This window comes from Rhodospirillaceae bacterium (assembly GCA_040219235.1).
GTDB lineage: Bacteria > Pseudomonadota > Alphaproteobacteria > Rhodospirillales > Rhodospirillaceae > WLXB01.
The window spans coordinates 871,555-894,734 of sequence record JAVJSV010000011.1 but is presented as its reverse complement, the minus strand read 5'-3'; the positions used below and the strand labels follow the sequence as shown (position 1 = coordinate 894,734).

Here is a 23,180-nt window from a genome sequence, read left to right as displayed (position 1 = left end):
ACCGCGAGTCCATTCCACATGCTAAAAAGTTCCGTCTGCTGACCATGACACATCACACAACAGGCTATCGGCTGCAAACCGCCACTACGATTGATGCCCTTGTCACACAAGGACTTGTAAGCGAGTCGGACCGCACGGACCTGGAGGCTATAGCGGAACGCTATGCCGTCGCCGTGCCTGCCGCTATGGCCGCCTTGATTGAAAGCGCGGCAGAGACGGACCCCATTGCCCTGCAGATCGTCCCATCCAAAAAAGAGTTAACGACAACGCCCGAGGAGCGTGCTGACCCGATTGGCGACTTTGCGCACAATCCAGTGCCCGGCGTCGTTCATCGGTACCCCGACCGCGTGTTGTTGAAGGTGCACAGCGCCTGCGCTGTGTATTGCCGCTTCTGCTTTCGGCGCGAGATGGTCGGGCCGGGTGGCGATTATATGTCAGACACCGACATTAATGCTGCGCTGAGCTACATCCGCGAGCATACGGAAATCTGGGAAGTTATTCTGACCGGCGGCGACCCGCTGGTGTTATCACCCAAGCGACTGGCAAAAATTCTGCATGCCTTGGACGCGATTGACCACGTGCAGATTGTGCGCCTGCATACACGCCTGCCTGTCGCAGCCCCGGAACGCATCACGGATCAACTGGTGAACGTCTTCACGCAGCGCAGGGCAACGGTTTATGTAGCGGTGCACACCAACCATGCCACAGAACTCTCAGCTGCGGCTGTTGCAGCCTGCGAGCGCCTTACAAAGGCCGGTATTCCGCTCGTCGGCCAATCGGTGTTGCTCAGGGGTGTTAATGATAACGCAGACACGTTGGAGGCACTATTTCGGGCGATGGTCAAAGCTCGGATCAAACCCTATTACCTGAACCATCCAGACTTGGCCCCAGGCACGAGCCATTTCCGGGTTTCATTGGAAACAGGCCAGAGACTAATGAAAGACCTGCGTGGCCGGATCTCCGGTCTGTGCCTCCCCACTTACATTCTCGACATCCCAGGCGGGTATGGAAAAGTCCCCGTTGGCCCCACTTACTTGCAGCTCGCAGGCGATGGAACAGCCATGGTGGAAGACATCAACAGCACCCGCCATGCGTATCCACCAGAAAACTCAATCTAAACTCAATCTAAACCCGCGCCAGACCTAAGGTATTATAGACCTTTGTGCCGAAGCGCAGACGTCGCTATGATTGGGTCTGCCCGCTTAGATGTTGGGGAACATGCGGGTGACATGTTGGAAGCACAGGGGACGAGAACACATGGATAATTTTACCGGTGTCTTAGACGTAATCAGCGGATGGGTTTGGTTGATCATGATGTTTCCGCTGCTGGGCATCGGGCTCATGTTAACCATCGGTCTCAAAGGCATGACCTTACGGCGCTTGCCAGAAGCGCTTGGCGTTCTGCTCAGCAAAGATGCCGGTGATAAAGCCGACGGTGACGGCGAAATCTCCCCCTTTAAAGCACTGATGACCGCACTGTCTGCAACAGTCGGAACGGGGAACCTGGCCGGTGTTGCGACTGCGATTTTCCTTGGCGGCCCCGGTGCGATTTTCTGGATGTGGATGACCGCCTTTGTTGGCATGGCGACAAAATATGGCGAAGCGGTCATGGCCGTGCATTTTCGCGAGATCGACGAAGACGGTCGCTATGTCGGCGGACCGATGTATTACATCAAGAACGGCCTCGGCCCGAAATGGACCTGGCTGGGCACGACCTTTGCCCTATTGGCGATTGCCGCTGGTCTGGGGGCCGGCAACACGGTGCAGGCAAATTCCATTGCCGATGTTGTGGAATCGAATCTGGGTATTCCGAACTGGGTCACCGCCCTCGTAATCTTAACTTTGACAGCCCTGGTTTTGATCGGCGGCATCCAGCGCATCGCACAAGTGGCTGGACGCTTGGTGCCTGCCATGGTGGCTTTTTATGTCACCGCCAGCCTAATCATTCTGGCCATCAATATTACAGAGATTCCAGCCGCCTTGGCAATGATCGTCACCGATGCCTTTACCGGCACAGCAGCCACGGGTGGTTTTGCTGGTGCAGCGGTGATGGCGGCCATCCGCTTTGGTGTGGCACGGGGCATTTTCTCTAACGAAGCAGGTTTGGGTTCAGCCCCTATTGCCCATGCCGCCGCGCGTACCAACGACCCGGTTCGTCAGGGCGCGATTGGCATGCTGGGCACATTCATCGATACCATTATCGTTTGCACAATGACGGCCTTGGTCATCATCACAACCGGCGCGTGGACCAGCGGCGAAAATGGCGCAACCATGACAGCCCTGGCGTTTGAATCCGCTCTGCCCTTTGGCAACTACATTGTCATGATTTCCCTGATGATCTTCGCCTTCACGACCATTCTCGGTTGGAGCTATTACGGCGAGCGGTGTGCTGAATTTCTCTTTGGACCAAAAGCCATTACGCCGTTTCGGGTGCTATGGTGCGCAGCAATTCCCGTTGGCGCACTGACCGGACTGCAAGTGATCTGGCTGATGGCCGATATCATGAACGCGCTGATGGCCGTGCCGAATTTGTTGGCGCTGCTGTTGCTCAGCCCGATCATCTTCAAGATCACCAACGAACGCCTCAAGGGTGGCCGTAAGCTGGTTGAGCCGAAAGCAGATCAGCCCGCCGAGTAATCATCTACTTGCGGTCAAAAATGGCCCAATCGTCGGCAAGCACCACATAGACACTGCCGTCTGGATTGAACCAGCCGTCTAGATACTCGAAGGTGTTGGCCGTCAAACGCATTTGCGACCAGGAGTAAATGTCAGCTGTGGTGCCCGGTGCTTGAAAGGCGCAAGCGCCTTTGTCCATGGCCCCAGCGAAGTGATCGCCCTGCCAGGTGAAGTACACATCGCAGCCCGGAAGCGGAATCATATCTGCAGGCTTCAGCCCCGCGACCTTGGAGGGGTCTTCATACGCGCCTTTGGTCTTTGCGACAAAGTCCGGCGCAGGGGGAAAGATGTGCAAATTAAGCCGCAGCGCCTGGCGATCATGATCAATCTCGAAGCCATAAAAGCGTTGCCGCACAATCTTTGACGGGTCGTTAGCGTCCTGCCATTCGCCATAGACCACCTCAGGCCCAAACGCAGGCAGATCGACGGGCTGAAGATACAGATTTACAGGCAACATGGGCGAAGACGATGCGTCAACCTGCGCCCGATTGTCGTACGTCCCAGGCCACCAGGACAGAAAGCGTTCAAACTGCGACTCGAGGTCTTCGGCCTGTGATGTTTGAGAAAAACACGTCGCCAAGAGGGCAGTAACAAAGGACATTTTTCTATGTTTCACGCGCTTTTTACTCCCAAGGGCCTTTTCCACTCATAGCAGAGTGATTTTACAGACTGACCCCTTGTCCGCCTGTCTGAAGCGTTTAAAGATAGGGCATATTGTTAGAGTAACGCAGGAGCCAGATCATGGCCAAGCATCATCAAATTCTCATCATCGGCGGCGGCAGCGCGGGCATTACAGTTGCAGCGTCCCTGACCCAGCATGATCACGACCACAGCCTTGATATCGCGATCATTGAGCCCTCTTCCGATCATTACTATCAACCGGCGTTCACCCTAGTCGGCGCTGGCAGCTACAGCCTGAAAGACACCCGCCGGGATGAAGCGAAACTCATCCCAGACGGTGTGCAGTGGATTAAAGATACCGCAGCCAGCATCGACCCCGAGGCCAAAAAAGTAAGTTTGGCGAAAGGCGGCGAGGTCACCTACGACTTTCTGGTCGTCTGCCCTGGCTTGGTGTGTAACTGGAGCGGCATTGAGGGCCTGGAAGAAAACCTGGGCCGCAACGGGGTCTGCTCGAACTATGCGCCCCAGCATGTGGAATACACCTGGGAGGTATTGCAAAGCTTCCCACGGGGTGGCACAGCCCTGTTTTCGCAACCGGCGATGCCGATCAAATGCCCGGGGGCACCGCAGAAGATCGCCTATCTGGCCGCAGATTACTTGCGCCGGGGTGGTGTTCTGCAGGACTGCCACCTGCACTTCCTGCCCCAGGGCCCATCGATGTTTGGGGTGCCGTTCTTTGCCCGTGAACTGGCAAAAATCGCCGATGGGTACGGCATTCAAAAACACTTCCACCACGACTTGGTAAAGATCGACGGTGCGAACAAGACGGCGACGTTCAAAGTGGTCGGCGGGGACAGCGAAGGCCAGACGGTTGAGATGAGTTTTGACATGCTGCACGCGGTGCCACCACAGGGCGCACCAGAGGTGGTGAAGTCCTCACCCTTGGCCAACGAAGGCGGCTGGGTGGATGTTCATCAGCACACGATGCAATCGACCAACTACCCGAACGTGTTTGGTCTGGGCGATGCGTGCTCCACACCCAATTCCAAAACCGCCGCCGCAATCCGCAAGCAGGCCCCGGTGGTGGTGCGCAACCTGATGGCGCTGATTAACGGCGGCAGCCTGGAAGAAGGTTACGACGGCTACGGCTCCTGCCCGCTGACCACAGGCTACGGCAAGGTTTTGATGGCCGAGTTCACCTATGGCGGCAAAGTCACGCCAACGTTTCCGCTCGATCCGCGTGAAGAGCGGAGGTTGTACTGGTGGATCAAAAAGACCGGTCTGCCGCTGATGTACTGGCACTACATGCTGAAAGGCCGCGAAGCCTTCCCAGGGCACAATACCAATTACAAAGCACCGGAAGCCGCCCTGCGCCAGTAGTCAGTTGCACGTGCTGTTGGCAGCAAGTGTAAGGGCCTTGGCTTCTGGATAATGCCGTAAAGCCATGGCCTTTAAGAGCGCGTATGTGTTTGGTTTTTTTGGGCTGAACGCAACGGCATGACCTTCGTTTAGAGCCTCTTTTGAGCTGTGTGTTTCAGCACCGCACGGGGCGTAAATCTGACCGCTCCACACCGTTGGCAGACGCAGATCGACCGCGCGGCCGTTCAGCGTTCCCATGACATGACAGTGGGTGGGCAGACCGTTGCTGGCCCCGTTCCATTTTGCTGATTGAAGCACCACAGGCGCGCCAATTTCAGCGGTGTAATCCGTCATGACATGGGCGGTACAGGCGGCGCTTTCCAATGCCAGCCAGGGATTGGCCTCGTCTGAGATGGCCAACACCGGCGTGGAGATGAAACATAAAATGAGGCCCAGTATTTTAGCTTTCATGAGGTTCAGTCTAACCACAGACTCTCTGACTGCACAGCACTGGACTCACGCGCCTGCCCCTGCTTTGCTGCGGTCCTGGCAAAAGGGGGACTCATGACGAATACAACTGCTCAGATTCGCCGCCGGTATGTGGATGGCCGTACGGGTCAAATTCACCTGCGAATCGCGGGCGACCCCAACAGCGATAAGCGCCCGCTGCTGTGTTTTCACCTCAGTCCGTCATCGGGCATTGTGTATGAAACCTGGTTGGGCGAAATGGGTAAAGACCGCCTGGTTGTCGCCCCGGATACACCGGGGTATGGCATGTCGGACTTCCCGCCCGACCAGCCGACAATTGCCACCTTCGCCGAGGCCATGACAGATGTGATGGACGCGCTGGACCTCCCCGAAGCTGACATTATGGGCTATCACACGGGCTCTAAAATCTGCGTCGAACTGGCGCTGCAACAGCCCGGTCGGATCAAACATCTGGTGCTGATTTCTACCCCGATTTATACCGCCGCCGATCTGGCAAAACAGAACGAAGAGATGGGTTCTCCGGACACCCCGGTGCCCGATGGCTCGCACCTGCTGCACAGCTGGAAGGGCCTATGGCGCTGGCGCGGCCCGGAGCAAACCCCGGCAGATATTATGCACGCTTACCCGGATCATATTCGCGGCGGGGCGCGCAAACACTGGGGACATGCGGCGGCGTTTTCCTACACCTACCCGGAGAACATTCCCAAGGTGAGTGCGCCAATTTTAGTGCTGAACACCAACGATGATCTGGTTGAGTACACGCGGCGCATTCACCCGCACCTGAACAACGGCAAAGTGCTGGAACTGCCCGACTGGGGGCATGGCTTTTTAGACTATCATCCGGAAGACACAGCGGCTTTTGTGCGGCCCTTTCTCGAGTCGGATCTATGGCCCGAAAAAGCAGAGAAAAATGCTGAATGAGCAGTTTAATGAGGGATTGAGATTCTTATTTGCGACCCGCCCTCGGGTCGAGCCCATGCACGACTGGTTTCGTTCAAACGAGCCTAGGCACGTATGATGGGAGGAACGAGCCCATGGACCCGCTTCGGCCCACCCCCTTGGAACGAGCCCTTGCACGCAAAAAGCACACCGAATGAGCTAAGATAGCCCTTGAGAATTAACAAATTTTCTTGTATTATTCCAACTCATCGCAGGTCAGCTTGCGGCGTGCTGGACACCAAACCCAAGCTGGGAGACTGAGGATGAAACGTGGTTATGTCGATACGGACCTGGGGCAACTGCACTACTGGACCACCGGTAACGGACCCAACCTTGTGCTGCTGCATCAGTCCACCCAGAACGCCGACGAGTACCTGAGCTTTGCCCCACTGCTGGCCGACCGCTACACCCTGACAGCTATTGAATGGCTGGGCCACGGCCGGTCGGCCGATCCGGTGCAGATGCCGACCATGGCCGACTACACCCGCACGCTCATCCAGGCCCTGGATGGATTGGGAATCGACCACACCGCGCTGCTTGGTCATCACGGCGGCGCAGCCATCGCCATTGATGTGGCGGCGACGATCCCTGAACGGGTCACCAAAGTGGTGGCCTCGGGCACCGGCTATCGCAGCCCCGAAGAGGTGGCCGAGATGCTGGCCCATCGCACCGCCACGGAACAACCGCTCACGGAAGACGGTGCGTTTCTAAACAAGATGTGGGGCGTGTATGCCAAGCTGGGCAGCCCCGGCACGCCCATGGCCACGCTGCACAAGATTTTCCTCAACAACATGCAAGAGCGCCTGAAACCCTTTGATGCCCACGACCCCATTTTGGCCTGGGACAAAAGCGAGGCTTGCGCCAAGGTGTGCTGCCCTGTGCTGTTGCTGCAAGGCGAACTGGATACGTTTGTGACGGGCCAGGAAAAGCTGTTGGACATCTTCGCCAACGCCACACGCACGGTGATGCCCGATGCGGGGGCCTTTTGTTTTTACGACCGGCCCGAGGACATGGCGGCGGTGGTGAAGCAGTTTTTAGATTAACCCAAGAATTCTATAACCGCAGCCCCCTACGCGACGATATGCGCGTAATGGCCTATCAAGCGCTAATGGAATAGGGAGGCCCGCGCTACTTTATAAACGCTCATGCGATACCGTCGTGCACCATCAGAATATGTGTCAGTAGCAGATAAACCGAGGCGCGTGGCCAAAGCGACAGACGCGGCATTGTCCGGTTCGATAAAGGCGTCTACCTCTGACGCGCCCTGTTCATGCACCCAGCCGATGGCCGCGTGGCACGCCTCTGTCATGAATCCCTTGCCGCTAAGGGCGGGTAATTGGTGATAGGCAATCTCGGCACAAGGTTTAAGAGTGTTAAACCCGACAATGCCGGTGAAGGCGCAATCAGGTTCACACGTGAGCACAGCCCAGCGGAAACCCCAGCCATCCTTTGCGGCTTTAATCCAGAAGTCGATGATGCGGTCACTGTTCGCCGATGTGGTGACCGGCATATGAATGGGTGCGCCGGCATAATCTTTCACGGGGCCAACGTATTTGCACACGTCCGCATCGGACCATAACTGAAACATGCCGTGCGAATGAGCGAAGGAGAGCGGCTCCAAAGTAAGGCGCGACGTCATAAGCGTTCTGGCCCCTTGCTCCAACATGATCTATTCCTGGTAATGAGGTGCTCAAAAGTGAGTTCAGTGGTAGAGCCTATACCCCTGGATGCTCGGGATAAACCCGAGCATGACGGTGATGTTTTGTTGCTTCACCAACCCCCTCACCACCCCCAGGTGCCGGCGCCGCCTTTGAACGGGCCTTTGATCTCTGAGGTGATCCAGCCGCCGTAGAAGTCGCCCTCTTGGGCCTGAACCTGTTCATCGCCGACAAAACAAGCGTGCATTTTGCTGGGGTAGAACGCCACGAAATCTTTAATGGCGGCGAAGCGTTTGCTGGGTTTGGGGTAACTCCAGGCCGCGCTGTCGGCCACCTGCAGGCCAACCTTGACGGTCCAGTATTCGGCCATGCCTTTCCATTCACAGAAAGACTGTTTGCCGGGTTTGCTGATGACGAAGGTGAAGTTGACGTCATCGGTCGGAATATAAAACGTCGGCGGGTGACTGGTTTCCAGCACGCGGTAGGCACCGGTGCTGTTGGCGATCACTTCACCGGCGAATTCCACCCGCACATGACGGCTGTCGGCCTGCAACGCGGGCGGGCGTGGGTAATCCCAGACGGATTCTTCAGAATGTGTTCCAGAATTCACGCCGTGTGCCTTTTTTGAGAATCCATAATATTCTTATTCTTACTTACGTAGTCATCCTCGGATTTATTCCGAGGATCCAGGGTTACTGGCACCATAGAATTTAGCTGCTCTGGATGCTCGGAATAAATCCGAGCATGACGCATAAATATAGTGAACCAATAGCGGCGATTTGCCCCGAACATCCAGGATTATGAACTCTGCCAGACCTTGCAGCCCTGGACCCTTCCCCGGGCTCGCATGAGGCGACCCGAGGACAGGCTCAGTCAAGTCCAAGGGTGACAGAGGGAGGGTGTTACTTATCGTGCTTCAGCACGCACTATTTGTCGTGCTTCAGCACGCACTATTTGTCGTGCTCAGCACGCACTACTTATCGCCCTCATGCACGATGGAGATGGAATTGATGCAATAGCGCTGGCCGGTAGGTTTGGGGCCATCGGGAAATACATGGCCCAGGTGACCATCGCATTTGGCGCACACAACCTCGGTACGGATCATGCCGTGGCTGACATCGCGGATTTCTTTAACGGCGGTGGGATCTATCATGTCGTAGAAGCTGGGCCAGCCGGAGCCGGAGTCAAATTTGGTGGCCGCATCAAACAAGGCAGCCCCGCAGCCGGCGCAGTGAAACGTGCCGTTGCCTTTGAAATCGTTGTACACACCGGTCCACGCGCGCTCGGTGCCCTTCTGGCGCAGAATGGTATATTGCTCGGGTGTCAGCTCGGCTTTCCAGTCGGCTTCTGATTTTTCGATTTTTTCTATGTTGTCATTATCAGACATGACGGCTCCTTCTGCTTGATCAGACTGTATACGACCGGCTGAGCTAAATAGATGAAATCGTATTCAGCGTGGTGTTCCGTGCGACATCCGCTGACTCTACTTCGTGAGGGCGTCGCTGAGTTCTTTCAACTGGGTGCGGGCGCGCAGCAGGTAAAACCCCTGAGCCGACAAGTGCGACGGCACAAATAAACCATCCTGCTTGCCGTTGGCAACGACCAACGGGTCCATCTCGGCAGCGGTGCGCAAGCTGGCGAGCATTTGCTCCCACAAGGCGGTGGACTGCTTCTCGGCGATGACCGAGCCGAAGTCGGCCCCGACATCCCGCAGAATGAGAGCATAGCCATAGATGCGGCCTTTGGTGTTGTAGAAAATGTCATCGGCGCGGGTGTCGAAGTATCCGGCGTTGGACTGTAAGGTGCGTTCGTCCAACACGGACGATTGCGAACCGAGATCGGACGACACCCGGTTGAGCAGATCAATCAGGTTGTCGGCGCGACGCTCGTAGTTGGCATCGCCCGCCGCCAAACGGCGGTTGTAGGCCACCAACGCATCGACGCCTTCGTGGTATTGCGAATCCGCCGTGGCGGTGGGAATGATGTTAAAACCGCCGGAGCCCCAGTACCAAATGGTGCCATCGTATTTCAGCAGGCCAGCGGCGCGATCCAAATCCGGATCAATCGCCGAGGAACCACGGTTGCGGCCCAAAGAATCCCCCAGTTCGACGGCAAAGCGTGAAGCCGCGTAGAGAATACCAAGCTGATAGTTGGGCATGTTGTCGAGCCCGGCAGCCGGGTGCAGCCAGGGCTTGTTGGGCGACCAGCGGTCGGCCTCGCGGTCCACCAGAGCGGCGGCGGTGGCCACAGCCTTGGAGCCGCCTTGAATGGCAAACGTCTCGCTAGGTTGGAAGCCGAGATCATCATCAATGGTGTTGTAGAAGGCCATGCCAACGCCATAGTAAATAAAGAAGACGGCGATGACCGCCGCCCCGATGCGCAACGGCAAGGGCGATGGAGTATCTGCGGCGTCGCGGGCAATCAGGCGCTTGATCCAGCCGAAAACTGAACCAAAGGCTGAACCGAACAGCTTTTTAAGGGTGTCTGTAAATGCTTTCATAATGCGTTGAACATGGGGCCACAGGGGCCACAGGTCAACGTCAACCATGTGAAATTACTGAAATCAGCCCCAACTTACCGTTTGCCCCCGCCCTGTTTTAACGGCACCTGATCTGGCTGCGGGAGCGTTCGGGTGTATTGCTGGTAAACTGGCGGTTGCCGCAGGCGTAAGACACTTCGAGCACCTTGAGGCGGCCACGATCCGGATCGCCACAGATGGAGTTGGACGCCTTGACCGTGCAGGACTGATTGCCATCACATTTTCTATGGGCATAGGAATAGGCGTTACAGGCCCGGCCATCAATGGAGCGATAAGTCGCGCCCAGAATGGTGAGACGCGGACCACGATGCGGGTTGCCGGGCGCGGCATGGCGGGGATTGCCGGGCGCGGCATGGCGGGGATTGCCGTAGGGGGCGTAACCGTAATTTGGTCCATGGTTAGGATTGTGATTAGGATTGCCATACAGATACGGCTGCGGATGACGCTCGCGGCGGGGATAAACGTGATGGCGCGGCGCGGGCCGTCCGTAATAATAGGGACGCGGCGGCGGACGATGACCATATCTGTTGCCGTGGCCCTTACCATAGCCATTACCGTAGCCATATCGGCGGGGCGGCGGCTGGCCATAGATGGTCACACTGCCGCTGAGGCCGTAGCCCGACACGGTGCGACCGTAGCCCGACACGGTGCGACCGTAGCCCGATACGGTGCGACCGTGGTCCGATAAGGTGCGGCCATAGCCATCCTGAACAATCACCACATTCGGTCCGGCATACAGGGGGGCACCCAGTTGAATATTATGACGCACATCAATCGCCTGTGCGCTGTCTGACGATGCAAGACTGGCAAAGGCAACAACAGAAAACCCTAATGTGGCTAGCTTCATCTCGACCTCCTTTAGGTATGGTGCGATAAAGCTATGAAACCCCGTTGTGGGGGCGACAATGTGGCAATAGCCGCCCAAATGCTTCACAAGACTGTGAGGATGGGCGTTTCAATCAACACCATAGGATACGGATGCTTGCGGTTTCTCTTCCGGCGCTCGCGTTAACACTGGTCTGCGCCATTGGCTTCGCGGCCAGTGATTACTTCCGCAAAGCCGCCTCCGACCATATGCCCGCGACCCTGCTGCTGACGGTGTTCGTCACCGGGCAAATTCCGGTCATCGGCGGCTGGGTGCTGGTGACCGGCAGCTTCACCCTGCAAGAGGGCTATTGGACGCTCGGCGTGATTACGGCGCTGGCCGGTTTGTTTGCCAATCTTTTGTTTTTGATGGCGCTGCGGGTCAGTTCCCTCAGCCTGACCGTGCCGGTGTTGGGATTGGTGCCAGTCTTTACCACCGTGTTTGGAGCACTGGCGTTGAATGAAATTCCAACCGGCCAGCAAACCCTCGGCATCGTGCTGGCGGTGCTGGGGCTGTTGACGCTTTACCTGCCCGAAGATGACCTGAACCCCGTGCATGTGATCACGCGCTTCGCCACCGATAAAGGCGCGCGCTATATGCTGGGCGTTGCGGTGTTGTGGTCCGCCACTGCGCCCTTAGACAAAGCCAGCATGGCGCTCTCGTCGCCTGCCACCCATGCGCTTGTGCAGGTGTGTCTGATTTCGGTCGCGCTGATGGTGTACATCGCGGTGACGGGGCGAACACGGGCGATGGCGATTTCGCGGCAGGCGCTGACCCCGGCGGCGTTGTCGTCGCTGACGGCGGGTATTGCCTATGGCAGCCAGCTGGTGGCCTATCAACTGACCTTGGTGGGCGTGGTGGAATCCCTGAAGCGAGTGATTGGCTTACTCTCGGCGCTGCTGCTGGGGGCGATTTTGCTGCACGAACCGCTGACCAAACCCAAGCTGGTGGGCATCGCGTTGATGATCATCGGCGTGCCGCTGATTATTCTACCGCCGCTCCTTTAGCGCTTCTTCCGTAATCGGCGTCGGCGCTTCGCCGGCACAATGGCGCTGCCACATCAGGCGATAAGCTTTTTCCAGCGCCCGGGTGAACGCCGCGCCAGCGCAGGCCGGAGAGGTGCGCATGGTTTCGCGCAAGGTTGATCGGAGATGTTCGCGGCGGGCGGCATCGTCAGCCAGCGCGATAGCCCGGGTAGCATAATCCTCAGCGTTTTCAGCGATACATTCGATCAAGCCAACCGCGGTGAGGTGCGTCACGCTGTGACGCGCGGCGAAGCGGTCACCATCGCGTTTGGTGATCACGGGCACGCCCATCCACAGCGCTTCGAGCGTTGTCAGTCCGCCGGAATAGGGAAAGGGATCGAGGGCAATGTCGAGGGTGTTGTAAGCTTCAAGCAACTCCATGCGCGGAATTTTGCCCTGGAGGTCGAGGCGGTCTGGTGACACGCCATGCTGTTCAAATAAACCGGCGATGCGGTGGCGGACAGACGCATCGCCCAGATCAAAGGTGATCAGGCGCATGCGGCTCTTCGGCACGGCTATCATGATTTTTGCCCAGAGTGCGATGACGGCTTCGTTGATTTTATCCAGCGTGTTGAAGCATCCGAAGGTCACGTAACCAGTGCCAGAACTGGGGCTTGGGCCAATATTAGGCGCGTCGGCGAAGGGCATGACCGTGACGTAATTGCCCGGCATGTAAACCGGCTGCTCGGTCATGACGGCAAGATCAGCCGCAACGGTTTGGCGGGTGTCGGTGATGAGGTAGTCCATCGCATCCAAACCCGTGGTGCCAACGTATCCCGCCCAGGTCACTTGAACCGGCGCGGCGCGGCCCGCAAACACCGGCAAACGATTGGGACCGGTATGACCATCGAGATCAATCAGGATATCGATTTCATCCCGGCGCAAGCGTTCAATGAGCGCGGCATGGCTGAGATCGTGAACGTGATGCCATGCCACGCCCGTGGCCTTCAGCCGTGCGGTGATGGCATCTGTAAAAGCCTCCCCTGTGGCCATGTCGGCATAGCAAACGGCTTCAATGTTACCGCTGTTATGATGGGTTAGAACCGGCTCAACAAAAAACCCAACCGGATGGCGCTTCAGATGAGGAGACAGATACGCCACCTTAAGCCGCTTGTTGGGATCTAAATTGGTCGGCTGTGGCACTGTGGTTCCGTAACGCGTGCCATGTTGTGTATTCCAATCGCGGACCTCGGCGAACAGGGTCGCGGGTGTTTGACCGGGGTCGTACTGCAGCTTGAAAACGATGTTGCTGTGCACCGCTGCATAGGCGGGTTTAATGGCGAGGACGCGGCGCAGCGCCTGAATGGACTCTGAGGGTCGCCCCAAACTCCATAAAGCGCGCGACTGGTTGTTTTCGGCTTCCGTATGCTGAGGGTTTAACTTCAAGGCGTGGTCAAACTGTTGCAGCGCCTGTTCAAAATCAGGAATTTTATTATAGGCATTGCCCAGATTGTAATGCGCTTCCGCAGAGTCCGGGTCGAGGGCAACAGCCTTCAAACCGGCCGCGAGGGCCCCATCGACATCACCCAGGTCTGACAGGGTGGCGGCAAGATTGATGTGCGCCTCGGCCAGGTTGGGGTTCAACTTAAGAGCCTGGGTTAACGCCCGCACGGCGTCTTCCAGCCGCCCCGTTTTGCGCAAAGCAACGCCGAGGTTTGAATGGGCCTGCGCGTAGTTGGGATTCAGACTGATAGATTTCTCTAACGCCGGAATGGCCGCTGCAAACGCCTGGTTCGCCGCCGCCAGCAAGGCCCAGTTGTACAGAACGCCCGGATGATCAGGGGCCAGGGTTTTGGCCTGGTCAAGCACCGGCGCGGCCTCAACCAAGCGGTCTTGCTCGACCAGAAGCGCGCCGAGGTTGCTGAGCGCACCGACCTGTTGCGGATCGTGTTTGAGGGCTTCGCGAAAGTGGTGTTCCGCCTCATCTACGTTGCCGAGGTGGCGTTGGACCATGGCCAGATTGTTATGCACGGCGACCCAATCGGTGCGCTCGGACAAAGCAGCTATATACAGATCGCGCGCCGTTTCAAACTGCCCCGAGCGGGTGGCCTGGTCTGCCTGTTGTTTCATCCGATCCGGGTCGTTCATGGCTGGTCAGTTGTCCTGTTCACAGTGTGACCCATCCAAATATCACCCGACGCAGAGAGGTGACACAAAGTTTGCGGACCGCCACAGTACCCCACTCACCCAATAGGAAAAGCCCCAACAGGAGCATACTTTGATGTCTGAGTTGTTGCACGAGTCTCTGAAAGATCGCGTTGTTCTGATCACCGGCGGCGGGCGGGGATTTGGTTGGTATATGGCCGAGAAACTGCTCCACGGCGGCGCGAAAGTCGCCCTCACCGCCAGCCGTCAACCGGAAGAACTTGAAGCCGTGCGCGCCAAGGCGGACGCCATCGCCGGACCGGGACATTGCATCACCATCCAGGCCGATGTGCGCAACTGGGACGATTGCCAGCGGACGGTGCAAGAAACCCTCGATGCCTATGGCCAGATCGATGTGCTGATTAACAACGCCGGTCGGGGCAGCCGGGAATATAAGATTAATCTGAACAGCGGCGACACAACCAAGTTCTGGGAGGTCGATGTGGACTCCTGGCGGACCGTGATCGACACCAATCTGACCGGCGTGTTTCAGATGACCAAAGCGGTAGTGCCGCACATGATTGCGCGCAAATTTGGGAAAATCTTTAGCATCTCAACCAGCCTGACAACCATGATCGGCACCAGCCTGTCACCCTACGGGGCCTCGAAAGCCGGTTTGGAAACGGCGCATATTGTGTGGGCGCGGGAACTGGCCGAGCACCATGTGGACGTCAATATTTTACTGCCCGGCGGTGCGTCCGATACGGATTTTATTCCGCAAACCATGGTGGCCGGAGACGTGGGCACACGGGGCGATAAAATTCTACCGGGGGATGTGATTGTTCCGCCCGCCGTTTGGATGTGTACGGACGCCACCAATGGGCTTACAGGACGGCGTGTGATTGCCAAATTCTGGGATCATGATGCTGCGCCGAAGAAGGCGTTTGAAGGCTGCCTGCAGCCCAAGCATGATCACCCGGAGATTATGTAAATTAGATAAGACCGATCCGGCTGAGTTCGGCGCGCATGTCGGCGGGCATATCGGGATCGATATAGCCGTCCCGGGAACTGAGATCGGGCGGCGCGTCTTCAGGTTTCAGGTATCGCCAGCCCTGAAAGGGGCGCTTACGTTGGGGTGCCACTAAAACGTACTCTGGCGAGAGTTCGATCAGGCAATATCCCCGGCCGGCATCGTCCTTTTCGCGATGGAGCGCGATGATTTTCTGGCGCACGCTGACGAGCCGCTTGATCACCCAGTACATAGACCCGCCGTCGAGCAGGGCATCTTCGCGTTTGGGAAACATACGCGTGGTGTGCTGATAGTTCCCCGCCCTGTTCACAAACCGGGACTGGCGTGCTTTGAGGTCGTCGAGATGTTCGATCCCGACGGCAAGTTTTAGAAGATGAAGCGTCACGCGGGCTGGGAGTCCGAATCTAAAAGCTGTGCGTCTTCATTGTCCACAAACTTGACAACGACAAGCGTGACATCATCCCGATAGGGCATTTCTCCGCGAAAAGCATCCAAAGCTTGAGAGACGGCGTCACAAATGGTTGCCGCTGACCGGTGGGCGTGACGACGGACCACCTCCTGCAAAGCTTTTTTACCGAACATCTCTCCAGCGGCATTGCGCGCTTCCCAGACACCATCAGTGCCGATGACCATAATAGCGCCGGCACTCCAGGACTCACGTTGCCCTTCGCGGAAATGCCAGTTGCCCTCCACACCCAGCGGAATGTCCTCACCTGCAAGCTCGGAAAAGGCATCTTCCGCCGGCTCATACACGATGACTGGATCATGCCCCGCACTGACCCACTTAACGGTGCGGGTTTGCGGCTCGATCACCAGGTAGATCAGCGTCACAAACCGGCCGCCCGTGGCGTCTTCTGTCATGTGAACATTGACGTCATCAATCACCGGGGCCAGGGATTTATGCTCATGGGCCTTGGCACGCAACAGCGCCCGGACGGTTGTCATGGTCAGGGCTGACGCAACACCATGCCCGGTGACATCGCCAACCGCGATCCCAATGCGTGGTCCAAAGCCCGCGTGCGGCAGATGCAGATAATCAAAGTAGTCGCCACCGGTGTCATCGCAGTAGAGGCTTCCGCCCGCAATATCTAAGCCTTCAATATCGGGAGCGTGAGCAGGGAGCAGTTTTTGCTGCACTTCGGAAGCCAACATCATGGATTGACGGACACTGATGTTCTCGCGCAATTTTGGCACCATGGCATTAAAAGCCTGAGCCACATCGCCGATCTCGTCGCGGCTATACACAGGCACCTGGCTATCCATATTACCGCGCGCCAGAGACGATGCCATCTTGGCAAGCTCCCGTAGTGGCCCGGTCACAGAACGGGACGCTGTGATGGCCAGTACGCCAACCAGAATAATCAAAATAACTGACGCAACACCAGCGACTTGAATTTGGTCATCTGTCGCCTGGCCAATAAACGCCTGCGCCTGTTCGGCCATTTGCTCGACATCAGAGTAGGGTACAATATAGAGCAAGGTTGCGCCCAGACGTTGCAGACGCCCATACACCCATAAAGAATCGCGCCCCTGGTAAGCCATGCGCCGGATACCATCGCGCTCGGTGGCAAGGTCGTTAATCAGCATATATAAGGATTCCGGGCTACCGCCCATCAGCATCTCGGGGGCAATGTTGGTATCCCAATTCACGCCCTGGGTCTGATACCCACGGTAAGCGACAATGAACAGATCAGGCTGATAACTGGGCGTATCGAAATCAAACTGATCTGGCGAGAACACATCGCCATCCGGTTCAGCCAACCGGACGATGAACCCTTCTGCCGGCTCTTCGATCTGTAACTGCTCTTGTATGCGGTCCATGACAGATAAAATCTGAACGTCTATGGCAGTGACCCCTGCAAAAGAGCCGTCCGTTTTATACACCGGCATCGCGGCGGTCAGGACCAACACACCTGTGGTCGCGTCAATCATGGGGGTGGTCCACACCAGACCCCCGCTGTTTTTAGCTTGCGTGTACCAAAGACGTTTCCGGGGGTCATAGGTTTCCGGATACCCGCCGTGTCCGGGATAAACGGAATGGATCCCGCTTGCTAACGCCGTATGCTGCCAGAAAATAAGGCTTTGGTTTTCAGCCGCCAAACGACGGTACTGTTCGCTCATGGTTGCCAGCCGCAACAGCTCCGGTGCAACAGTATTTTGGTTGATGCCTGCCGGGATAAAAAACGACTGGTGATCGGGAGAAATAGCCGCAGGCGCCCAGGTGCCATCGTCCGCCAGACGCTGATGAGTGCTGGACAGCACAGTGCCAGCTGGCCACTTCGACCGGTCATCAAAATCAGAGCTGAAATAAATGGCCCCGGGGTTGCGGGGACGGCGGTTGGCTAAGCGCCGCTCAACTTCAGCCGCCTGGACGCGCAGGGTCAACTCGACCAGCCGTTGCTCTTGAAACAGGATCGTTGTTCCCAGCCTCACGGCCTGATGCAACTGGGATTCAAACTGGTCCGCAACGGCAGTCCGGCCGCGTTCCGCGATGGCCATACCCAACCGCTCGGTGGCAACTTGCGATCGCCAGCTTAAGGCCACCAAGGGCAACACCGCGATGATCACAAGAAGAAAAAAGAGTTTGGCTTGAATGCGCATGACGTTCCTAGGTAGCCATTAAGGCAAGCGCAGGGTCAACAGCAAGTGTTGTGGGGAAAGCCCTCACAAAACTGACGGCCTTAAACTCAGGCGTCGCCTTTAAGCATGTCATCAATCAGGAAGCCCTGATACATGGTGATTCCCATGCCATTGCCAACTTCCAGAGCGCGCTCCTGATCGACCCGAATGAGAACCGGTAAAACACCAGCCGCGATGAGATTGGTGATCGCCTTTTCCCGTTCGTGCAGCACTTCCTCAGCCCCATTGCGCCAGTGAATTTTGGCAATGCTGGCCCCCAAGAAGTCGAGATCTACCAAACCCACCGTCTGCGGAAAAATCTGGTCAACGGCAATGTGAGCCCCTTTGGCACGAATTAAACCACGCGCCACCTGAAACTCATCAAAGTTTTCAACGATGTTGGATTGACGGAACTCAAACACGACCTGTTGCAAGGTCGATTCCGGCGTCCGCTCGATAAAGTTTTCAAACGCCTCGGTGAAAACGCTTTCCACATTGAGGTTAAGAGACACACGAAGCTCACCAAGCTTCAGACTGTCAAAAGCCTGGAGGAGGATTTGATCGAGGACGAGCGTAAACTCGTTAAACAGACGTCCACTGCCACGCATTTCCACATCGACGAAGAGCGGTTTTCTGAGCAGGTCCATGCTGATGAAGTATTCGGTCATGACCGGTTCAGGCGGACGGCCATCAACCGCCAAACAAACTTCCTGACTGCGCACAAACGTCTTAATGAATTTCTCGGAGCCAAATTTCTCGTAGGCCCGCATCACGTTCTTGATATCTGCGGGCGTCAGGGGGCGTAATTTTTTGTCACCGGCAGACTTCGCACTTTCCTGGTTGGCCAACTCAGCATACTTGGCAATGCGGTCGGCGGCGGAGCGATAGTTGCCTTGCAGTTCATAACTCAGCACCAAACGGGTTTGATCAATGGTGCCGAAGCTGCCTGGGAAATGCCGCTCAAAGGTGCGCAGCATTTCAACCTTAAGGTCACGCACCGTTCCAATCATGGCGGTTTCGGGGAGTTTTGCCAAAATCGCAAAATCGCACGTCGAGAGCGTGAAGGCTTTGCCACCACGCAGGGCCGCCTGCGCCGCCACGCCATCTTTGATTTGTTCGACCAACGGAGGGGTGCGCTTGCTTTCGGGCAGTGCGCTCGAAACGCTGATCACAACAAACACTATGTTGGCGACGGGGGACTCTCGCCACCGGCCCATTTCACGTACGAGGTCAGATAGCGTTCCGACCGTTGGGCCGCCGCCATGTCCGCCTTGCGTTGGTGTCGTTTGAGCCACCGCTTCCGACATGCAGATTTTTTCCCGTATCGGCTTTATAACAACGTTCACGTCCCGCGAACAAAAACGCGCTGTTAAGTCCGAGGCTAAGTTACGCCGGAAAGTATCAGTGTTTTCGCCTAATGGTCAATTAAAGCCATGAAATATCACGACAAAACTGGGTTAAGGTAAAGCCCGGGCATAGAACCCTAATACCTAAATCAACCAAAAGTTTAGGGCGTGAGCGCCGCTGACTCACTGCTGCGAATGGCTCTTATCACCAAATTCGGCAATTCTGGCTCATCCCACAGAAAGGCTCCTGTCTGGAAATCCAGGCCCCCTTCGCCCGTTCTCACAATCACGAGAGATTCTGATGGAATAACGTAGACCCGCTGCCCATTGGCACCATCAAAGTAGACCACGTCCCGGGCCTCAAACGGCTCGGAATGCGGTACATGCGCGCCAACCCCTTTGCCATAGCTGCGTTTTTCAACAAATTCCGTGCCCAACCACGTCTGATAGCCATAATTCGGGTTGTTTGGAGAGGGCGTGATCACCTCTGTCATCCACTCCTCGGGCACCACTTGCTCGCCCTCAAAACGGCCTTTGTTCAGATGCAGAAGCCCCAGCCGCAGCCAGTTGCGCGCCGGCGTCAGGAGTGTTCCGGACGTTTTGGCCAAGCCCCCGGGACGGTCCAACCACACCCAGGCAGGGCTTTCGGCAATTTTGGACCACAGGTTTTGTTCGAGATACGCCGCGTAGGGCATCCCCACAGCCCGCTCCAGAACCAAGCCAAGCAACTGAGAGTTGAGATTGCTGTAGGCAAAGACCGAGTTGGGCGGATCCTCGGCAGGTGCTTTGAGGGCGATGCTAGCCCAATCCGTGCCCATGCCCAGTTTCATGTTGTCGCCCAGGGGGCTGAACCCGCCCGGCGCACGGCTTAGACCATGGGCCATTTGCAGCATGTTGCGGATGGTGATCTTTGAGCGGTCGTCATCCCGCCATTCCGTCAAATAGGTTGCCGCCGGTTCATCGACAGAGGGAATGAAGCCCTGGTCAATCGCGATGCCGAACAGCAGCGCCATGACGGACTTATGCATGGAGGCAGATTCCATATAGGACGTTTCATCAAACCCCTGGCCATGCCATTCCAGTTGGACCGCGCCCTTATGCCAAATCAGAAGCGACATGGTGCCATTGCCTTCAGCGTAGGCTTTGAAGCTTTCAAGCGCATCCTCTGAGAAGGTTTGCGTGTCGGCTGTCGCACGAGGAAGCGGCTCTGGCGTGCCCGGCTTCACTTCCACCACAGGATCATACCAGGCCATATCGGTCATGACGGTTGCCATATCTCGCGTAGCCAGGCGCTTGTAGTAGCGCCAATCTGACGCCAGAAAGACAACCCCAGCCAACACCACGACCCCAAGGCTGATCGCCGTCCATTTCAGAATTTTCTTAGCTAGGTTCATTTCGAACTCTCCTTAAGACCGGACTTCGTGGCTTCGCATAATCGCGTTACGGAATTACGCCGCTCATCAAAATATTTGGGATGCGAGAGTCTTCCCAGAGGAATGATCCCGCAGCGAAATCAATGCCGCCCGTGCCTGTGCGGACAATCACCATATCATAGGACGGAATGATATAGACCCGCTGGCCACCAGCGCCATCAAAGTAGATCACATCATCAGCAAGGTAAGGCTCATCGTGCTGAACGTAGGCATCGACATAGGGCCCATAATCGCGTTGCTCACGGTAGGGGGACCCCAGCCAAGTCAGATATCCGTAATTTGGCCCCGCATCTGAACCGGTGACCACATCCTGCATCCAAGACTCTGACAAGACCCGGGTTTCACCAACCCTACCCTTGTTAAGATGGAGCAGACCAACGCGCAGCCAATCCTCTGCCGTCGCCTGGAGGCAACAATACGTGCGGGGCATACCGCCCTCGCGATCCAGCCAGAGATAAGCGTCTCCCGTTCCCAATTTGGACCAGAGTTTTTCAGACAAGACTTCGGCATACCGTTGGCCCGTCGCACGCTCCAACAGAATGCCAAGGGCTTGGGGATTGAAGTTATTGTAATCGAACTCTTCACCGGGCGTTTTGCGCGCGGGCTGTGCGAGAGTCAGGGCTGTCAGGTCGGTCCCGAAGTTCAGTTTCATGGTCGTGCCAAACGGGCTTGGACTGAACGGGTCGCGATACATGCCGCTGGTCATCTGCAGCAAATGGCGAAGGGTTACCTGCGCCCGGTCATCCTTGGCCCATTCTGTTAAATAGGTGGCTGCGGGTTCATCAACGGAGGACAGGGTGCCGTCCTCAATCGCGGCACCGATGAGTAATGCAACGACGGACTTGTGCATTGAGGCCGGGTCCGTGCGGGACGTGCGATCAAATCCTTCCCCATAATGTTCATATTGGATCGCACCGCGATGCCACACCACTAGGGCAACCGACCCGGTTTCTTCAGCGTAAGCCTTGGCCTTTGACCAGGCGTCCTCGGAGATGGTTTTCAGGGCTGCGTCATTACGTGGCAGCGGCGCGCCTTGTTGTCCTGGCACCCGCTCAAGAGGTTCATACCACTCAACGTCTTTCACCGGATCAATTGTAACGACGGTGGCGATCCGTCCGTAGTAGGTAGCATCGGTCAGGTACAAAACAGCAAAGCCAAGCACAGGCACTGCGATGAGTAGGCCAAGACCAATCCCGCACCACTTCAGAAACGTTTTCAAGATCGCCATTAAATTTAAACCGCCTACCAGGGCAACTCACTGCCATCGTATGCCATAAAGCGACCCGCATCGGCTGGCGTTAAACCATCGATCACCTTCTTCATGCCCTTGACGCTTTCATCAGCATCGATGTCAGCTTGAGGCCCCCCCATGGCGGTGCGCACCCAACCGGGATGGAGCGCAATGGCAGTAATGCCCTTGTCCTTCAAATCTATAGACATGGAGCGCATGATGGCATTTACCGCAGCTTTACTCGCGCGGTAGGGATACATATTCCCCACATCATTGCCGCCGATCGAGCCAAGGATACTTGACAGGGTAACGAGCTTTTTATGCTCACTGGCCGCGACATTCTCAATCAAGGCTTCTGACATCTTCATAGGACTGTATGTGTTGATGCGGAAAATCTTATCCCATTCGTCGTAGTCGGACGTTCCAAACTCTTGCAGACCACCCGGCTCGGTGACAATTTTCTTGCCATAGTAGCCGGCAACATTGAGCAATACATCAATGGGCTGACCTTTGAGGCTGGCGGCCAATGCATCAATCGACGCGTGATCAGCAACATCAACCTGATGAATACTGACTTTGCCTTGAGAAGAGTCACGCAAAGCTTTGAGATCTGTTGCTGACTCTGGACTACGGCAGCAGGCCAATACGGTCCAGCCATCCGCCGCATAAACGTCCACCAAGCCAAACCCCAAACCACGATTGGCCCCAGTGATTAATACTGTCGACATATCAAGCATCCTTTCTCTCGTATTTCGTATTGCGTGTTATGCCCCTGCATACCACCATGGGCCACAGAACGACCACAAAGAACAGTACAGGGAGTAAGACTGAATGGAATTCGACCAAATCGTGGACGAAGTGCGCCGCCGGGCGGCTGACCTCTCGGAACTCAATCACACCGTGCTGTTCGACCTTGAAGACACTGGAAAAATCCTCATTGATGCCACCGGCGATGAGGTGGTGGTCACACCTAACCCAGAGCATGAAGAGGCGGAAACCACACTCGTGCTGTCGCCCGAAAATCTGCAGAAACTGATGAAGGGCGATCTGAATCCAACGGTCGCCTTCACAATGGGCAAACTCAAGATCTTTGGCTCAAAGGGCATTGCCCTGAAACTCAGCAGCCTGTTAGACGCATAAGACGCAGGAAACTAAGCATCAAGCCATTGATATTGCTTATGAATAACTCCTAAGAGCTGGTTTTTTATAAAAATGTGACGTTAACGTCACTATTTTTACTTGAACGGCGTTTCAGAGTTCCTATC

At 56.5% G+C, this 23,180-nt stretch carries 22 protein-coding genes; 8 read left to right on the top strand and 14 right to left on the bottom strand.

Features of this window, described 5'->3' with window-relative positions:
• Nucleotides 1–44 precede the first annotated feature (44 nt).
• Together RIC29_08160 and RIC29_08155 are read left to right on the top strand one after the other, a co-directional pair.
• Entirely contained in the window at nt 45–1,118 is a 1,074-nt protein-coding gene (locus RIC29_08160) for a lysine-2,3-aminomutase-like protein (GenBank protein MEQ8734884.1), read from the top strand.
• A gap of 139 nt (nt 1,119–1,257) precedes the next feature.
• Nucleotides 1,258–2,637 (top strand): sodium:alanine symporter family protein, encoded by a 1,380-nt coding sequence (locus tag RIC29_08155; GenBank protein ID MEQ8734883.1) that lies wholly within the window; start codon nt 1,258–1,260, stop codon nt 2,635–2,637.
• 4 nt (nt 2,638–2,641) lie between these two features.
• Here the strand turns inward: RIC29_08155 and RIC29_08150 are convergent, their stop codons facing one another.
• A complete protein-coding gene (locus RIC29_08150; GenBank protein MEQ8734882.1) occupies nt 2,642–3,292 on the bottom strand; it encodes a chromophore lyase CpcT/CpeT in 651 nt (216 codons plus the stop codon).
• 125 nt (nt 3,293–3,417) lie between these two features.
• On the opposite strand from RIC29_08150, the gene RIC29_08145 reads away from it, so the two are divergent.
• Nucleotides 3,418–4,677 carry an FAD/NAD(P)-binding oxidoreductase gene (locus RIC29_08145; protein MEQ8734881.1) on the top strand — a complete coding sequence of 420 codons (1,260 nt, stop codon included), beginning with the start codon at nt 3,418–3,420 and terminating at the stop codon, nt 4,675–4,677.
• Here RIC29_08145 and RIC29_08140 read toward each other — a convergent pair whose 3' ends face one another.
• Entirely contained in the window at nt 4,678–5,127 is a 450-nt protein-coding gene (locus RIC29_08140) for a hypothetical protein (protein MEQ8734880.1), read from the bottom strand.
• 93 nt (nt 5,128–5,220) lie between these two features.
• Here RIC29_08140 and RIC29_08135 point away from each other — a divergent pair, with 93 nt between their 5' ends.
• Together RIC29_08135 and RIC29_08130 are read left to right on the top strand one after the other, a co-directional pair.
• A complete protein-coding gene (locus RIC29_08135; GenBank protein ID MEQ8734879.1) occupies nt 5,221–6,066 on the top strand; it encodes an alpha/beta hydrolase in 846 nt (281 codons plus the stop codon).
• 281 nt (nt 6,067–6,347) lie between these two features.
• A complete protein-coding gene (locus RIC29_08130) occupies nt 6,348–7,127 on the top strand; it encodes an alpha/beta hydrolase (protein ID MEQ8734878.1) in 780 nt (259 codons plus the stop codon).
• A 62-nt stretch (nt 7,128–7,189) separates the two neighbouring features.
• On the opposite strand, the gene RIC29_08125 is transcribed toward RIC29_08130, so the two are convergent.
• The 5 genes from RIC29_08125 to RIC29_08105 form a co-directional block, all read right to left on the bottom strand.
• Complete coding sequence (locus RIC29_08125; GenBank protein ID MEQ8734877.1) at nt 7,190–7,723, bottom strand: GNAT family N-acetyltransferase; 534 nt, start codon at nt 7,721–7,723, stop codon at nt 7,190–7,192.
• Nucleotides 7,724–7,866: 143 nt separating this feature from the next.
• On the bottom strand, nt 7,867–8,352 hold the full coding sequence (locus RIC29_08120) for a DUF427 domain-containing protein (protein ID MEQ8734876.1): 486 nt from the start codon (nt 8,350–8,352) through the stop codon (nt 7,867–7,869).
• A gap of 363 nt (nt 8,353–8,715) precedes the next feature.
• Entirely contained in the window at nt 8,716–9,129 is a 414-nt protein-coding gene (msrB, locus tag RIC29_08115) for a peptide-methionine (R)-S-oxide reductase MsrB (protein MEQ8734875.1), read from the bottom strand.
• A gap of 96 nt (nt 9,130–9,225) precedes the next feature.
• Nucleotides 9,226–10,290: a DUF2333 family protein gene (locus RIC29_08110; protein ID MEQ8734874.1), complete on the bottom strand. Its 1,065-nt coding sequence runs from the start codon at nt 10,288–10,290 to the stop codon at nt 9,226–9,228.
• A 49-nt stretch (nt 10,291–10,339) separates the two neighbouring features.
• A complete protein-coding gene (locus RIC29_08105; protein ID MEQ8734873.1) occupies nt 10,340–11,128 on the bottom strand; it encodes a hypothetical protein in 789 nt (262 codons plus the stop codon).
• Nucleotides 11,129–11,259: 131 nt separating this feature from the next.
• Here RIC29_08105 and RIC29_08100 point away from each other — a divergent pair, with 131 nt between their 5' ends.
• The gene (locus tag RIC29_08100; protein ID MEQ8734872.1) at nt 11,260–12,153 is read left to right on the top strand and encodes an EamA family transporter; all 894 of its coding nucleotides are present in this window, start codon (nt 11,260–11,262) and stop codon (nt 12,151–12,153) included.
• On the opposite strand, the gene RIC29_08095 is transcribed toward RIC29_08100, so the two are convergent.
• Nucleotides 12,136–14,259 carry a tetratricopeptide repeat protein gene (locus RIC29_08095; GenBank protein ID MEQ8734871.1) on the bottom strand — a complete coding sequence of 708 codons (2,124 nt, stop codon included), beginning with the start codon at nt 14,257–14,259 and terminating at the stop codon, nt 12,136–12,138. The genes RIC29_08100 and RIC29_08095 overlap by 18 nt on opposite strands.
• Before the next feature lie 133 nt (nt 14,260–14,392).
• On the opposite strand from RIC29_08095, the gene RIC29_08090 reads away from it, so the two are divergent.
• Nucleotides 14,393–15,247, top strand: a complete 855-nt coding sequence (locus tag RIC29_08090) for an SDR family oxidoreductase (GenBank protein MEQ8734870.1) — start codon at nt 14,393–14,395, stop codon at nt 15,245–15,247.
• A gap of 1 nt (nt 15,248) precedes the next feature.
• On the opposite strand, the gene RIC29_08085 is transcribed toward RIC29_08090, so the two are convergent.
• The 6 genes from RIC29_08085 to RIC29_08060 all read right to left on the bottom strand — a co-directional run bounded on the left by RIC29_08085 (nt 15,249) and on the right by RIC29_08060 (nt 22,643).
• Entirely contained in the window at nt 15,249–15,671 is a 423-nt protein-coding gene (locus tag RIC29_08085) for a DUF1489 domain-containing protein (protein MEQ8734869.1), read from the bottom strand.
• A complete protein-coding gene (locus tag RIC29_08080) occupies nt 15,668–17,887 on the bottom strand; it encodes a SpoIIE family protein phosphatase (protein ID MEQ8734868.1) in 2,220 nt (739 codons plus the stop codon). The genes RIC29_08085 and RIC29_08080 overlap by 4 nt, the downstream gene beginning before the upstream one ends.
• Nucleotides 17,888–17,973: 86 nt before the next feature.
• On the bottom strand, nt 17,974–19,212 hold the full coding sequence (locus RIC29_08075) for a hypothetical protein (protein MEQ8734867.1): 1,239 nt from the start codon (nt 19,210–19,212) through the stop codon (nt 17,974–17,976).
• Between the two features lie 200 nt (nt 19,213–19,412).
• Nucleotides 19,413–20,645, bottom strand: coding sequence for a serine hydrolase (locus tag RIC29_08070; protein ID MEQ8734866.1), 1,233 nt, complete (start codon nt 20,643–20,645; stop codon nt 19,413–19,415).
• Nucleotides 20,646–20,691: 46 nt separating this feature from the next.
• Nucleotides 20,692–21,912 (bottom strand): serine hydrolase, encoded by a 1,221-nt coding sequence (locus RIC29_08065; protein ID MEQ8734865.1) that lies wholly within the window; start codon nt 21,910–21,912, stop codon nt 20,692–20,694.
• Between the two features lie 14 nt (nt 21,913–21,926).
• On the bottom strand, nt 21,927–22,643 hold the full coding sequence (locus RIC29_08060) for an SDR family oxidoreductase (protein MEQ8734864.1): 717 nt from the start codon (nt 22,641–22,643) through the stop codon (nt 21,927–21,929).
• Nucleotides 22,644–22,746: 103 nt separating this feature from the next.
• On the opposite strand from RIC29_08060, the gene RIC29_08055 reads away from it, so the two are divergent.
• On the top strand, nt 22,747–23,055 hold the full coding sequence (locus RIC29_08055; GenBank protein MEQ8734863.1) for an SCP2 sterol-binding domain-containing protein: 309 nt from the start codon (nt 22,747–22,749) through the stop codon (nt 23,053–23,055).
• Nucleotides 23,056–23,180: the final 125 nt, after the last annotated feature.